7 protein-coding genes are annotated in these 14,369 nt (G+C 64.3%); 1 reads left to right on the forward strand and 6 read right to left on the reverse strand.

What is annotated here, in order from left to right; genetic code table 11:
* Positions 1–67: 67 nt before the first annotated feature.
* Positions 68–1,441: an amino-acid N-acetyltransferase gene (gene argA / locus NV64_RS03285; protein WP_162237176.1), complete on the forward strand. Its 1,374-nt coding sequence runs from the start codon at positions 68–70 to the stop codon at positions 1,439–1,441.
* Positions 1,442–1,558: 117 nt separating this feature from the next.
* Here the strand turns inward: argA and recD are convergent, their stop codons facing one another.
* The 6 genes from recD to NV64_RS03315 form a co-directional block, all read right to left on the reverse strand.
* Positions 1,559–3,442, reverse strand: a complete 1,884-nt coding sequence (gene recD, locus NV64_RS03290) for an exodeoxyribonuclease V subunit alpha (RefSeq protein ID WP_056232035.1) — start codon at positions 3,440–3,442, stop codon at positions 1,559–1,561.
* Positions 3,439–6,972: an exodeoxyribonuclease V subunit beta gene (gene recB, locus NV64_RS03295; protein ID WP_101505313.1), complete on the reverse strand. Its 3,534-nt coding sequence runs from the start codon at positions 6,970–6,972 to the stop codon at positions 3,439–3,441. The genes recD and recB overlap by 4 nt, the downstream gene beginning before the upstream one ends.
* The gene (gene ptrA, locus NV64_RS03300; protein ID WP_101505314.1) at positions 6,969–9,854 is read right to left on the reverse strand and encodes a pitrilysin; all 2,886 of its coding nucleotides are present in this window, start codon (positions 9,852–9,854) and stop codon (positions 6,969–6,971) included. Before ptrA ends, recB begins: the two co-directional genes overlap by 4 nt.
* 115 nt (positions 9,855–9,969) lie before the next feature.
* Positions 9,970–13,341: an exodeoxyribonuclease V subunit gamma gene (gene recC / locus NV64_RS03305; RefSeq protein WP_056232028.1), complete on the reverse strand. Its 3,372-nt coding sequence runs from the start codon at positions 13,339–13,341 to the stop codon at positions 9,970–9,972.
* A 100-nt stretch (positions 13,342–13,441) separates the two neighbouring features.
* Complete coding sequence (locus tag NV64_RS03310) at positions 13,442–13,795, reverse strand: prepilin-type N-terminal cleavage/methylation domain-containing protein (protein ID WP_056232355.1); 354 nt, start codon at positions 13,793–13,795, stop codon at positions 13,442–13,444.
* A gap of 100 nt (positions 13,796–13,895) precedes the next feature.
* Positions 13,896–14,348 carry a DUF2509 family protein gene (locus tag NV64_RS03315; protein ID WP_369878855.1) on the reverse strand — a complete coding sequence of 151 codons (453 nt, stop codon included), beginning with the start codon at positions 14,346–14,348 and terminating at the stop codon, positions 13,896–13,898.
* Between the last annotated feature and the right edge of the window lie 21 nt (positions 14,349–14,369).

Raw genomic sequence — 14,369 nt, forward strand, 5'->3', positions numbered from 1 at the left:
ATTAAGGAAAAATGTCGCTTGCACCCGGCCCCATAAAAGAATAAAAATACATATTTACCGAATAATCATGCAAAGAGGGTTTGCCGTGAAGGAACGCAGTACCGAGCTGGTTCAGGGTTTTCGTCATACCGTTCCCTACATTAACGCCCACCGTGGTAAGACGTTTGTCATTATGCTGAGTGGCGAAGCCATTGAGCATGAGAACTTCTCCAGCATCGTCAACGATATCGGCCTGCTGCACAGTCTCGGCATCCGTCTGGTGGTGGTTTACGGTGCCCGCCCGCAGATCGATGCCAGCCTTTCCGAGCGCCATCTTGAGCCTGTTTATCACAAATATACCCGCGTCACCGACGCGCAGTCGCTGGAGCTGGTCAAACAGGCCGCCGGCCGGCTGCAGCTGGATATTACCGCCCGTCTGTCGATGAGCCTGAGCAATACGCCGCTGCAGGGCGCGCATATTAATGTGATCAGCGGTAACTTTATCATCGCCCAGCCGCTGGGCGTCGACGACGGCGTCGATTACTGCCACAGCGGCCGCATTCGTCGCATCGATGAAGAGGCGATCCACCGCCAGCTCGACAGCGGCGCGATCGTGCTGCTGGGGCCGGTGGCGGTATCGGTGACCGGTGAAAGCTTTAACCTGACCTCCGAAGAGGTGGCCACCCAGCTGGCAATCAAGCTGAAGGCCGAGAAGCTGATCGGCTTCTGCTCCGAGCAGGGCGTCACCAACCGCGAAGGGCGGATCGTTTCCGAGCTGTTCCCTAACGAGGCGCAGCAGCGCATCGACGAGCTGGAAAACGACGATGACTACCACTCCGGCACCGTGCGCTTCCTGCGCGGCGCGGTGAAGGCCTGCCGCAGCGGCGTGCGCCGCAGCCATCTGATCAGCTACCAGGAGGACGGCTCGCTGCTGCAGGAGCTGTTCTCACGCGACGGTATCGGTACCCAGATCGTGATGGAGAGCGCCGAACAGATCCGCCGCGCCACCATTAACGACATCGGCGGCATTCTGGAGCTGATCCGCCCGCTGGAGCAGCAGGGGATCCTGGTGCGCCGCTCGCGGGAACAGCTGGAGATGGAGATCGACAAGTTCACCATTATCGAACGCGATAACCTGACCATCGGCTGCGCCGCGCTCTATACCTTCCCGGAAGAGAAGATCGGCGAGATGGCCTGCGTGGCGGTGCATCCGGATTACCGCAGTTCGTCGCGCGGTGAAGCGCTGCTGGAGCGCGTGGCGCTGCAGGCGCGGCAGATGGGGCTGAAAAAGCTGTTCGTGCTGACCACCCGCAGCATCCACTGGTTCCAGGAGCGCGGCTTCAAGCCGGTGGACGTCGAACTGCTGCCGGAAAGCAAAAAGCAGCTGTATAACTACCAGCGCCGCTCCAAGGTGCTGATGGTCGACCTGCGCGAAAACAGCGAGCATATCCGCCAGAGCTGACGCCACCGCAGCACTACGCCTGCAACCCGCGGCCCGGTAAATACCGGGCCGCGGACTTCTGATCGGCTAACACACTCAACGCTCCGCCATCAGCTATCAGCCATCAGCCATCAGCCATTACGCCGATTCATCGTGCCCGTCAGTTGCCAGCGCTATCGCTTCCGGCACCAGCGTATTCAGCCGCTCTACCAGCCCGCTGCGCCGCTGCGTGCGCACCTTCACCGCCGCGTTAAATACCGCAGCGTCGCTGTACAGCGTCAGCTGCTGCTTCGCACGGGTGATAGCGGTATAGACCAGTTCGCGGGTCAGCACCGGCGTCATCTGCCCCGGCAGTACCATCAGCGTGTGTTCAAACTCCGAGCCCTGCGATTTATGCACGGTCATGGCATAAGCCGTCTCGTTGGGCGGCAGGCGGCTGGGCTGTACCGGCTTGATGCTGCCGTCCGGCAGCGGGAAGAACACCTTCAGCTCCTGTTCCGCGTTGCGCATCGCGATGCCGATATCGCCGTTAAACAGCCCCAGAGCGCGATCGTTACGGGCGATCATCACCGGCCGCCCGACGTACCAGCGGCCGTTGGCCGCCAGGTTGCGGTGGATCAGCCCGGCGCGCGCCAGCGACGCCTCAATGCGCTCGTTCAGGCCGGAGACGCCAAACGGCCCCTCGCGCAGCGCACACAGCAGCTGAAAGCGCGAGAAGGCCGCCAGCACCTCGCCCGGCGCGGCTCCGGCGGCCAGCAGCTGCAGATAGCCGCGATAGCCGGCCACGCAGTCGGCCAGCAGCTGCTGGTAATGCTGCGCATCGTTCAGAGGCTGCAGGCGGATATCGCTCAGCCCGGCGGTGAACACCCGCCCCGCCCCGGCGGCATCCCCGGCGTTCACCGCCCGCGCCAGCTGGCCAATCCCCGAGCCGGCGGTAAAGCGGTAGCTGGTGCGCAGCAGGCAGATCATATCGCGCACCGGCGAGGCGAGAGGGTCTTCCACGCCCTGTACCTCACAGCCGGTGATGCGGCTCAGTTCGGCGGCGCGCTGCGGGCTGTAGCCCTGTTCAGCGCAGCGGCAGATATCGCCGAGCACCGCGCCGGCCTCCACTGAGGCCAGCTGATCGCGGTCGCCGAGGAAAATCACCCGCGCCTGCGGCGGCAGTGCGGCTATCAGGTGCGCCAGCATCGGCAGGTCGACCATTGAGGCCTCATCCACCACCAGCACGTCAAGGTGCAGCCGGTTGCCGGCGTGGTAGCGCATGCGCTGGCTGCCCGGCAGCGCGCCGAGCAGCCGGTGCAGGGTGGTGGCTTCGGCCGGAAAACGCTGGCGCACCGCTGGCTCCAGTTCCAGCGCCTGCAGGGTTTTGCCCAGCGACTCGGTCAGCCGCGCGGCCGCTTTGCCGGTCGGCGCGGCCAGCTCAATACGCAGGCCGGCGGGGGACAGCTCGATCAGGCTGGCCAGCACCCGCGCCACGGTGGTGGTTTTACCGGTGCCCGGCCCGCCGGAGATCACCGACACCTGGCGGGTCAGCGCCACCGCGGCGGCGATTTTCTGCCAGTCGCCCGGCTCGCGGCCAAAGTAGCGGTCCAGCGTGCGGCCAAGCGCCGCTTCATCCACGGCCCAGTGCTGCTGGCGCTGGATAAAGCGCGCCACGTCACCTTCGCTCTGCCACATACGGTGCAGGTAGAGGCGTTCGTCGTGCAGCACCAGCGGCGTGGCATCGCCGCCGTCACCCACCGCCGTCTCGGCCAGCAGCAGCGCCTGCCAGTCGGCAGGCTCCCCCGCCGCCAGGCATAACTCCTGCGCCAGCTGCGGGTGCCGCCCGTCAAACAGCGCGGCGGGCCGCAGCTGCGCCAGCGGCAGGCAGACGTGCCCTTCGCCGGCATCGCGACTGACCAGCGCCGCCGCCAGCATCAGCGCCGGTCGGCTGTCGTCGGCCAGCATGCGGGCAAACTGCACGTCCAGCGCGCGCAGCAGGCGCTGGCGGCAGGCCAGATCTAACAGGTCGGCCATGCTCATCGTGCCGTCTCCTCATCGCCACGGAACAGCTGGTCCAGCGCCTCAACAAAGCTCAGCTCAGGGCGGGCGGTGAAGATGCCGTGGCTGCCCTCTTCGCCGTCCAGCCCACGCAGGAACAGATAAATCACCCCGCCAAAGTGCTGCCGGTAGTCATAGTCCGGCAGGCGGTGGCGCAGGTAGCGGTGCAGCGCCAGGGTATAGAGCTGATACTGCAGGTCGTAACGGTGCGACTGCATCGCCTGGGCCATAGCCGGCTGGGTGTAGGCGCTCTGGTCCTCACCCAGCCAGTTAGATTTGTAGTCCAGCAGGTAGTATTTGCCCTGCCAGCAGAACACCAGGTCGATAAAGCCCTTCAGCATGCCCTGCACCTGGTGAAACTCCAGCGGCGGCGTCCCGGCCGACAGAGGATCCTGACGCACCAGCGCATCAAGCGCGCCGGCGGTAAGCAGCCCGGAGATCGGCAGGTAGAACTGCAGTTCAACGCGGCAGGCTTCCGGCGACAGCTGGTTCAGGCTGACCCCACTCTCATTTAACGGGGTCTGCAGAATGCGGCTCAGCCAGTCGCGCATCACCGGCAGCCACTCCTCGCTCAGCCCCTGGCCCTGCAGCTGCTCCAGCAGCCAGACGTCATCCAGCGGAGCGGTGAAGTCGATCGCCTCAAACAGGCCGTGCAGGAAAGTGCCGGGCGCCGCGCCGCGCGGGAAGCTGTGCGGCGTCAGCTGTGGCTGCAGATCCGGCTGCGCTTCCCCGACCGCATCGACGTCAAAACGCGGCAGCAGATCCAGCGTCTGCGCCGCACCGTGCTGCTGCAGGCCGGAGTAGCTGGTCACCCGCCAGTCGTCGCGTAAGGCACGCGGCAGCGGCAGACAGCGCAGGTTTTCCGGCGCTTCAGCTTCCGGCTGGAAGCGCGGTGCGTCGCTGCCCGCAGCGTCAGCCAGCGCGGTATGCTCACACTGCATCGCCGCCAGCAGCGCCTGCAGCGTGGCGGCATCCGCCGCTTCCCCACGCTGTAACAGCCAGCCCAGCGCGCTGCGGTGCAGATCGCTGGCACCCTCTTTTTTACGCGTTCCCTTTACCAGCGGGGCCACCCCGACGCTGCAGTGATACACCGACCGCGTCAGCGCCACGTACAGCAGGCGCAGATCTTCCGCCAGCCGCTCCTGCTCGGCCAGCGCTGCGCTCTCCTCGTCCGGCTGCAGGTCGAGCAGCGCGGCAAAGGTCTGCCGGTCATGGTAAACGGCGCTGTCGGCCTCGCGGAAGTTGGCGACAAACGGCAGCCACACCAGCGGATACTGCAGCCCTTTGGATTTATGGATGGTAACAATCTGCACCAGGTGGCGATCGCTCTCCAGCCGCAGCTGCTGGTTCGCCACCTGGCCGTCGGGCTGCTCCAGCTGCTGCGCCAGCCAGCGCACCAGCGCGTGTTCGCTGTCGAGCCCGGCCGCCGCCTCCTGCAGCAGCTCGCCGAGGTGCAGCAGGTCGGTCAGCCGGCGTTCACCGCCCTCCGAAGCCAGCAGGTTCTCGGCCATCTGCCGCTTCAGCATCAGCTCACGCAGCATCGGCAGTACCCCGCGCTTCAGCCAGCGCTGGCGATAGTGGTCAAACTCGTCCACCAGCCGATCCCAGGCGCGTTCGTCGCGGCCCAGCTGGTCCAGCGTCAGCGCATCGAAACCAAACAGGCTGCTGGCCAGCGCGGTGCGCAGCGTGCGCTCCTGCTCCGGGTTCAGCACCGCCTGCAGCAGCCACAGCAGCTCGCGCGCCTCGTTCGAGGTAAACACGCTGTCGCGGTTAGACAGATACACCGACGGGATCGCCAGCCGCTGTAGCGCATCGCGCATCACCGCGGCTTCGCCACGGCTGCGCACCAGAATGGTAATATCCGACGCCCGCAGCGGCTGCTGGCTGCCGGTTTTGCCGATCAGCGCCAGCCCCTGCTGGCCCGCCGCCAGCCACTGGCTGATTTCAGCGGCGCAGCAGCGGGCCATCGCCTGCTGATAGTCGCTGACCCCGACGCCTTCGCCGGGCTGCAGCCACAGCTTCAGCGCCGGCTGCTCCACGCCGTCAACGGTGAAGCTCAGCCGCTGATTGGGTTCCGCCGCGCTGACCGCGATAAACGGGATTTCGTTAAACAGAAACGGCTGTGGCAGGCGCGCAAACAGCTGGTTGACGCTGTTAACCATCGCCGGCGAGGATCGCCAGTTGGTCTGCAGCGTGTAGTGGGCGCTAACTTCGGTGCGGGCGCGCATGTATGTAAAGATATCGGCGCCGCGAAAGGCGTAGATCGCCTGCTTCGGATCGCCGATCAGCAGCAGCGCGCTCTCCGGCTGGCGAACGTACAGCCGGTGAAAGATGCGGTACTGCTGCGGGTCGGTGTCCTGAAACTCATCGATCAGCGCCACCGGATAGCGCTGCCGGACGGCGGCGGCCAGCGCCTCACCGGCGGGCTGCTGCAGCGCGGCGTCAAAGCGACCGAGCAGATCGTCAAAGCCGAGCTGCGCGTGCAGGCGTTTTTCCTGCTGGGTGATGCGGCGAATGTCGCTCAGCGCGCGGGCAATCAGCAGATCTTCCAGCGTGCGCGGCTGCGCGAGGAAGTCGTCGATCTGCACAAACAGCGCATGGCGCGGCGCTTCGCCTTTTTTAGTCTTGTCGCTAAGCATCTGCTGGCCAAAGCGCTCAAGATCTTTCGGCACCGCATAGTCGAGGGTGTCGCTTTGCGCCCACAGGGTGATTTTTTCCAGCCAGGCAGGTAAGTGCTTACTACTGTAGCTGCGTCGGTCAACGCCGGAAGCCTCAATCAGCGCCTGCAGATCGCCCGCCGCCAGCCACGCCGCCTTGATCGCCGCAATGCGGCTGATAATCTGCTGGTGCCGCTGCTCCAGCGTTTCATCCGGGTGCGGCGCCGAGCGCAGGGTCGGCGCTTCACCGTTCAGCCACGGCGACAGCGTTTTCAGCAGCGCATCCGGCCCGGACCACAGCTCGCGCACCGCGGCGGCCACCGGCAGCGGCAGCGGATAGCAGTGGCGACGCCAGAAGTCGGCCGCCGCGCGACGGCGCAGCGGCGTTTCATCTTCGATCAGCTGTTGTTCAAACATCATGCCGGACTCAAATGCATTCAGGTTGAGCATGCGCTGGCAGAAGCCGTGAATGGTGAAGATGCCGGCATCATCCATCTGCCGCTCGGCGGCCAGCAGCATTGCCGCCGCCTGAGACAAATCGGTGATGCCCGCCATCAGCTCGCGCAGCATCGGGTTGGCGCTGTCGCCGCGCACGCAGGCAATGCGCAGTTCGTGGATATTGGCGCGGATGCGCCCGCGCAGTTCGGCGGTGGCGGCCTCGGTAAAGGTCACCACCAGAATCTCCTCCACGGTCAGCGGCCGCCCGTACGCCGCGTCTCCGCCCAGCCCCAGCAGCAGGCGCAGATAGAGCAGTCCGATGGTAAAGGTTTTACCGGTGCCTGCTGAGGCTTCAATCAGCCGCTCACCGCGCAGCGGCAGGCTTAACGGTTGCAGCGGGCTGGCGGGCTGGCTCATGGTTTATCCTGGATAACCGGGAACGACTGCTGCAGCGTCGACAGATCTTTCCAGGTGGTCCAGCCCGGTGCCACCGCGTAGTCGGCTTTGCCGTGATGGCTGCCGGAGATCTGCGACAGCAGCGCCAGGCCGTTCGGGGCGATTACCGCCTGGTGGAAGAAGTCGGCAAGGGCGGCAGGCGTCAGCTGTTGCACCTGGGCAATCACCTTCTCACGGGTGTCAAAACGGTAATTTTCCCGGCTGAAATCCTTGCTGAAGCGCCCGGCCTCTTCATCCAGCGTCTGCGGGCGCTGCTTCAGCTCGTTGATCATCGCCGCCTGATACTGGGCGAAGTCCTCTTTTTTCATTTCACGCAACCGTTTTTCCGCCGTCGGGTAGAACGCCTGGAAACGGGTTAACAGGTATGCCGGCTGTTTGACGTTGCTCTGCAGCAGGAAACCGATCCCCCACTGGCGGCCGACCGGCATCTGGAAGGCGAATACCGCATAGCCCAGCTGCTCTTCGGTGCGCAGCTGGTTGTAGAACCACGGCTGAATAATCTGGCTGAGCAGCGCGCTGCTGGCCATGCTCTGATGCTCACCATAGCCGGTCGGCACGTAGACTGCCGCCAGCGCGGAGTCGGTGCTGCTGCCGGCTTTTTCCAGATTGGCCCGCTTAAGCTGGTCCACCACCACTTCGTTGTTGTGCCACCAGCGCTCACCGGAACAGTTGAGCTGATTTTTCACCTCATCGGCCAGCGTGGTGACCGCTTCCGGGGTCATGTTGCCCACCACCAGCAGTTCCGGGGCGGCTTTTTCCAGCAGCATTTTGCGGTAGTCCGCCAGCTGCTGCAGCGTAACGGTTGGCACAATCTTGCGGCGTTCACTGCGCTGTGTGTACGGCAGGCGCGACAGCAGCTGCGCAGGCTGGATCGCCAGCTCAAACGCTTTGCCCTTTTCGGCGGCGTCCAGCCGCTCGATATACCAGGATTTAGCCTGCTCCAGCTGCTGCCCGGTAGGCGTGAAGCGGGTGTAGCCGGCAATCAGCTGGTTCATCAGCTTCGGCAGGCGCTGGGTAAAGCCGCTGGCGCTGAAGGTCACCCCGTCATTTTCACCGGTCGAGAAGCTGATGCCGCCCACCGACGCCTGTGAGCTCAGTTCATCCAGCGCCACGCCGGCCAGATAATCATTGAGGGCAAACAGCACCTGGTTCTGCGCGCTGTTCATCGCCTGCTCATTGCGCAGCGACAGGGTGATGCTGGCCTTCGGCTCATCGGCGTAGTACTGGCTGGGCATGTAGAACACCCGCAGCCCCGGCTTGTTGACCAGCTCCTGCGGGCGATCGTAGCCGTGCGCCGGTTTAATCAGGCTGAAATCATCGGGAATGTAGGGGTTGAGCACCGGCAGCGACAGGGTGATTTTGTCGCTTTCCGCCTGCCACTGGCTGAAGGTCTTCGCGCTGATTTTGTCCACCTGATAAGGGGCGTCAACAAAGTAAGCGGTTTTGTTGTGCGGCTCCTGCGGGCTGATATACCAGATACGTGCGTTCTGCGGCGTCATGCCGTCCAGCCGTGCTTTAATCGCCTGCGGATCGTAGCGGTCGGCGATGTAGGAGGCATCCAGCGTGTGCTCAACCGGCACGCGCAGCATGGTATCCACCAGCCACTCGATGTAGTCCATATCACGGGTAATCGACGGGTAGCGGAAGTCCAGGTCTAGCACGTGGGCCACTTCATCGAAGTAACGTTTATCAATGCCGCCGTCGCGCAGGGTCTTCAGGTAGCTGAACACCGCCGCCACGACCCGATCGCGGTTGGCCTGGCCTTTGTCGGTCAGCGAGACGGCAATCGAGAAGATACCGCCGTTGCGGTCAATCATCGGATCGGCCCCGCCGCTGACCGAGTCAGCCAGCCCCTGGCTCTGCAGCCAGTCCGACAGGGTGTTTTTGCTGCGGTTACCGATCAGGTAGCCGATCAGCGTGTCGGTTTTGCTGCGGAACTTATCGCTGTTATTTTCAATGCGGAATTCGATCTTCAGCTGCTTGCGCGGCTGGGCCGGCACGTAGTGGATCACAATGCCTTTCTGCTGGTCGGTCACCACCGGTACGTCGATCGCCGGCACGGTAGCGTTGTGGCTGGCGACGCGGCCAAAGGTGGCGACGGCAATCTTCTGCAGCTCCGCCAGCGGCTTGTTGCTGTAGATCACCGCTTTCATCAGGTTGGCCGAGTAGTAACGCTGGTAGAAATCCTGCAGCGCATCGTGCAGCTTGCTGCCGGGTTTGTCGCGCAGCGTCTCCAGGTTGCCGCCGGCGAACAGCGAGCTCGGGTGCTGCGGGTTAAGCGTTTCCGCCCCCACCTGCGCCATGCGCAGGCCATCACGCGAACGGGCCATGGTCAGCTCGGCGTTGACCGCGTTACGTTCGCGGTCGGCGTTGACCGGGTCGAGCAGCGGCTCGGCGATGGCGTCCGCCAGCCGGTCGGCGGCCGGTTGCAGGGCGTCATTTTCCACTTCCAGATAGAAGGCGGTACGGTAAGGCGCGGTACTGGCGTTATGGCTACCGCCGTGCTTTTTGAGGAATTCGGCGAGGTTATCCGGCTCCGGGTAGCGTTTGGAGCCCATCAGCACCATATGTTCAAGGTAGTGTGCCAGCCCCTGCTGGTTGCGCGGGTTTTCCAGCGAGCCGACCGGCAGCGCCAGCGCCGCCAGCGACTTGGTGGCCAGCGTGTCGGACACCAGCAGCACGGTCATGCCGTTATCCAGACGGATCGCCTGATACTGGCGCGGATCTTTTTCGCTTTTATGAATGGTTTCCGCGATGGGCTGCCAACCGTTCTCCGCCATACTCAGCGGGCTGAACAGGGCTACCGAAACAAAACAAGCTAACCAGACTGCATAACGACGCATTCAGACTCCTCAACACATGCTACTAATAACGTTATAAAATAACACTACAGGATAGTCTCCTGCTTGTCCCTGAAACTTTACTCTCACGTCCTGCCGGTTCTGCGCCGCATAACGGTTACTGCTGCGGCTGGTGCCACTGACGCATCGGCAGCAGCCACCGTTCGGCCGCGGCGGTGAACTGCTGCACGGCCTCGTCATCCAGTTGACGGATCAGCCGCTGCAGTGAGGGGTCGCTGCCCTCGCCCTCTATCTGATAATTGCCCTGCCAGGCGGCCAGCAGCTTCGCCTGGGCTTTCTTCTGCGTGGCCTCATCGCGCAGCAGCGTGCCGCTGTTGCCGTCATAGCTGGCCTCCAGCCAGGCCGCGCCGCTGCGGGTCAGCAGCAGCGGCAGGCACAGCCCCTGCTGATAACCCGCGATATAACCCGCCAGCTGCTGCTGCGCCTGCTCTGCCGCCATCGCCGGGAAGTGCCATTCGCTCTCCAGCCGGCCAAGCATGCGGCTGCTGCCGCTGCCGCCGCTGGCGCAGTAGACCAGATGTTCCAGCCACAGCGTCAGGCCGTCGGTGTAGTTGAGCACACCGGGCCGCCAGCGCAGCAGGCCACTGTCCTGCACCTGGGTCAGCCAGCCGGTCAGCGCCACGCCGCCGCACTCCAGCAGGATCTCGCGGTTCTCCGCCCCGGCGCGCAGATCCTTTACCCGGGCGGCCAGATCGCTCATCTCCTGCTGCTGCTCCTGCCACAACAGCTCACCGAACGCCCCGTAGGGCAGCGCGCCCGCCGCCCGCTGACGACGGTAGAGCTGCTGGCCGTCGCCGCCGTCTATAAGGCTGTTCAGCAGCTGGCTGTTAAGCTGATAACGGCTCAGCCCGTCCAGCGCGAACGGCTCGGCGTCCGGCAGGCCGCTCTCCTCCAGCTGGAAGCTGACGCCCAGCCGCAGGCTGAAAAACGCCCGCACCGGATGCCGCCAGAAACGCACCAGCCGTTCAAAGCTCAGCGTATTTTCCTCCAGCGGCTCCAGCGCCTGCATAAACGGCGGATGCGCGCTGCCGGCCGCGCTGGCGGCGGGCAGCCACTCGGCGGCGTAGCTGGTAAACTCCGACCGTTCGCTGAAATTTTCCGCCGCAAACGGCATCCGGCTGTGCAGATGCTGCAGGTGTTCAACCACCGCCTGCGCGCTGCTGTCGACGTCGCGATCGCGGTCCGCCGCCAGGCAGAAGCTCTGGCTGATGTACTCCACCAGTTCACTGACCAGCACCGAAGGATATCGTTCCGTATTATCCTGAATCGAGCGGGCGATATAGCTGATATAGAGCTGCTGCTGTGCCGAGTTGAGCGCCTCCAGGAACAGGTAGCGGTCATCGTCACGGCGGCTGCGGTCGCCCTTTTGGCCCTGCTGGCTCATCAGGTCAAAGCCGAGCGGCGGCAGGGTGCGCGGATAAACCCCGTCGTTCATCCCCAGCAGGCAGACCACGCGGAAGGGAATGGAGCGCATCGGCATCAGGGTGCAGAAGTTGACCGGGCCGGCGAGGAAGCGCTGGCTGATGCGCTGCTGGTCGAGCCGCGAGGTCAGCTCATCGCGCAGCAGCGCCAGCGGCACCGCCTGATCAAACCGGGCCTCCAGGCCGTACTGCACCGCCTGCTGCCACTGCTCCTCGATCAGCGTCAGCGCCGCTTCCGTATCGGCATCCCGCACAAAGAAATCATCCAGCATCTGGCGGCACAGCGGCAGCCAGGCGTCCAGCCCGCGCGCCTCGCTCAGCCACTGTCGCCAGCGGTTCAGCTGCATCAGCAGGCCAGCGAGGTTACCCGCCAGCTCGGCGATCAGCCCGCTCGACTCATCGTAAGGCAGGATCCCCTGCCAGTCGCCCGCGTCGCTGTTCATCGCATAGCCCAGCAGCATGCGGGTCAGGCCAAAGTGCCAGGTGTGCTGGCCGGTGGCGGGCAGATCCAGCTCGCGTACGCTGTCATCATCCAGCCCCCAGCGGATGCCGGACTCGGCCACCCAGTGACGCAGCAGGCGCAGGCCCTCTTCATCTACCGCGAAACGCCCTGCCACCGCCGGTACCTCCAGCAATGCCAGCACCTCTTCGGCGGTAAACCGGCTTTCCGGCAGGTTGAGCAACGCCAGATAGGCCTGCAGCGCCGGGTGCGCCTGGCTGGCGCGGCGGTCGGAGATGGCAAACGGCAGCTGGCGCTCCGGCGGCGCGTTGCCAAACACCGCCTGAATAAACGGCGTGTAGGCGTCGATGTCCGCTACCATCACGATAATGTCGCGCGGCGTCAGGCTGGCATCTTCCGCCATCAGCGCCAGCAGCCGGTCCTGCAGCACCTCGACCTCGCGCTGGGCGCTGTGGCACTGGTGAATAACGATCGAGCGGTCCTCTTCGGCCAGCACGCGCTTTTCACGGCTGCTGTTCCACTCCCCGGCGGCCAGCCCGAGCACGGCGTTATCTTCCAGCTCCAGCAGGTCGCGCTTGATGGTCTGCAGCAGGTTGGTCGGATCGATATCGACGAAGGCCACCACTTCGTTCGGCTCCATCTGCGCCAGCAGATAGAGGTTATCGCGCCCCAGCTTGCCCCACGAGGCCAGCAACGGGTTACTCAGCTGCTGCTCACCCGCCGGGTTAAACAGCGTCGCGGCGCTGCCGCCATCGAGGAACTGCGGCACGTCATGCTGATGCTGATAGTGTTTGCGATGGCGGTTCTGCAGCTTCGCCAGGAAGGCGTAGTCCTGAATATCGCCCCAGTAGTGGCGGCAGGGGTTGGTAAACAGCAGGTGAATATCAATGTGGCGGCCCAGCGCCTGCAGCGCCTGCAGATAGACCGGCGGCAGCGCTGAAATACCGCAGATAAACACCCGATCCGGCAGGTTGGCCGGACGGGTGGTGCTTTTTTCCAGAGCGTGAATAAAGCGCTGATAGAGGTTGGCACGGTGCCATTCCGGCTGGCCCAGCTGGTGGGTATACTCCACCAGCGCCGCCCACAGCGGCGCCTGCCAGGCCTGCGCCTCCGCCAGCCCCTCGACTAACTGCCCCTGCTGCCACTGATTCAGCCACTGCGGTCGGTAGACCAGATACTGGTCAAACAGGTCGGCGACCTTAGTCGCCAGCTGGAACAGCTTGCGCTTGTCGTCGTCGTCGCTCAGGTAGTGACGCAGCGGGGTAAAGGCGTCGTCCGCGAGCATTGCGGGCAGGATCGCCATCAGCTTCCAGCTCATGCTGGACTTGTTGAAGGCGCTCTCTTTCGGGATCCCCGGCAGCACGCTTACGAACATGTCCCAGATAAAGCTGGCGGGCAGCGGAAAATCAATGTTGGCGGCAATGCCGAACTCGTCGGCCAGCGACATCTGCAGCCACTGCGCCATGCCGGGGCTCTGTACCAGTACCACCTCCGGGCGCAGCGGATCCTGCAGCGGCTGGTTTTCGATCTGCCATGACGCCAGCGTTTTCAGTATGTCCAGCTGATTGGAGTGGTAAACGGTAAACATAACCAACGGTCCCTTATAAGACGTTTCATTTTTCCGGGGAACTACTTTACCCCGTCCGGCCGGCGATGAACATGTCACAACGCGAGCCTGGTGTGCCGGTTCACCCACCAGGGGGTGAACCGAAGCCCGGCGACTCAGCGCAGCGCAGCTGCGTCAGCTCCGCGCGCCGCCCGGCCGGGCTGACCACCCGCGCCGTCAGCAGCTGGCAACCCGCCGGCCCCGGCTGCTGCAGGCGCTGCCCCTGCCAGCCGCCCGGTACAGCCTGGCCCAGCAGCAGCTGATGGGCGTTGCGCCAGGCGCTGCGCTGCTGCCACTGGCGCTGGAACCCGTCGGCCAGCGCCAGCTGATACTGCATCAGCGCGCTGAAACTGAGGCTAAACAGCAGCAGCGCCACTAATGTTTCAATCAGGCTAAAACCCTGCTGGTCAGGCCGGTCTGAGGCAGGTTCCGGTATAAGCCTGCCCCCCTGCTGATGCGCGCGGCGCAGGTCAGAGTCTGGCTGCATTCTCAGGCTATATTGCTGTGGTCTGCATATGACAGGCTTCAGTTTCATATTAAGGCCCTGCTGCCGCGGCCGGTATCTGGCAGGCGCCACTCTCTTTCAACGGGCAAAAATCCAGCCAGCCATGGGCTAAAGGGTGCAGGCGTGGTGCCGTTCCGCCCAGCCAGCGCCATAATGCCAGCGTTCTTTCACCGCTGTCGGCGTACAGTAAGCTGCGTGGCTCAGCGTTATTATCAGCGCGCGTCTCGCCGCTGCGCAGGCACGCGCGCCAGCCCTGCGGCTGTAGCCGCTGGCACTGCCAGCCCCCGGTTTGCGGCCAGTTGAGACGCTCACCCCACGCCAGCGCGGAGGCAGCAGCGGCAGACTCCCGGTAATAGCGCCCTTCGCCCGCCACCAGGCTCAGGTTATCGCTGAGCTGGCGGCGGGTGGCATGCAGCAGCAGGCTGCCCATCATCAGAAGAATGACCACCATCAGCAACGTACCGCCGCCACGCTGCTGGCCGATCGCCCTCGTCTCGCTACCGTT

Origin of the sequence: Erwinia sp. B116 (assembly GCF_002865965.1) — a bacterium.
Lineage (GTDB): Bacteria > Pseudomonadota > Gammaproteobacteria > Enterobacterales > Enterobacteriaceae > Erwinia.

Coding starts and splice junctions, on each gene's coding strand:
- argA (WP_162237176.1), top strand. CDS start 68: ATGCAAAGAGGGTTTGCCGTGAAGGAACGCAGTACCGAGCTGGTTCAG.
- recD (WP_056232035.1), bottom strand. CDS start 3,442: ATGAGCATGGCCGACCTGTTAGATCTGGCCTGCCGCCAGCGCCTGCTG.
- recB (WP_101505313.1), bottom strand. CDS start 6,972: ATGAGCCAGCCCGCCAGCCCGCTGCAACCGTTAAGCCTGCCGCTGCGC.
- ptrA (WP_101505314.1), bottom strand. CDS start 9,854: ATGCGTCGTTATGCAGTCTGGTTAGCTTGTTTTGTTTCGGTAGCCCTG.
- recC (WP_056232028.1), bottom strand. CDS start 13,341: ATGTTTACCGTTTACCACTCCAATCAGCTGGACATACTGAAAACGCTG.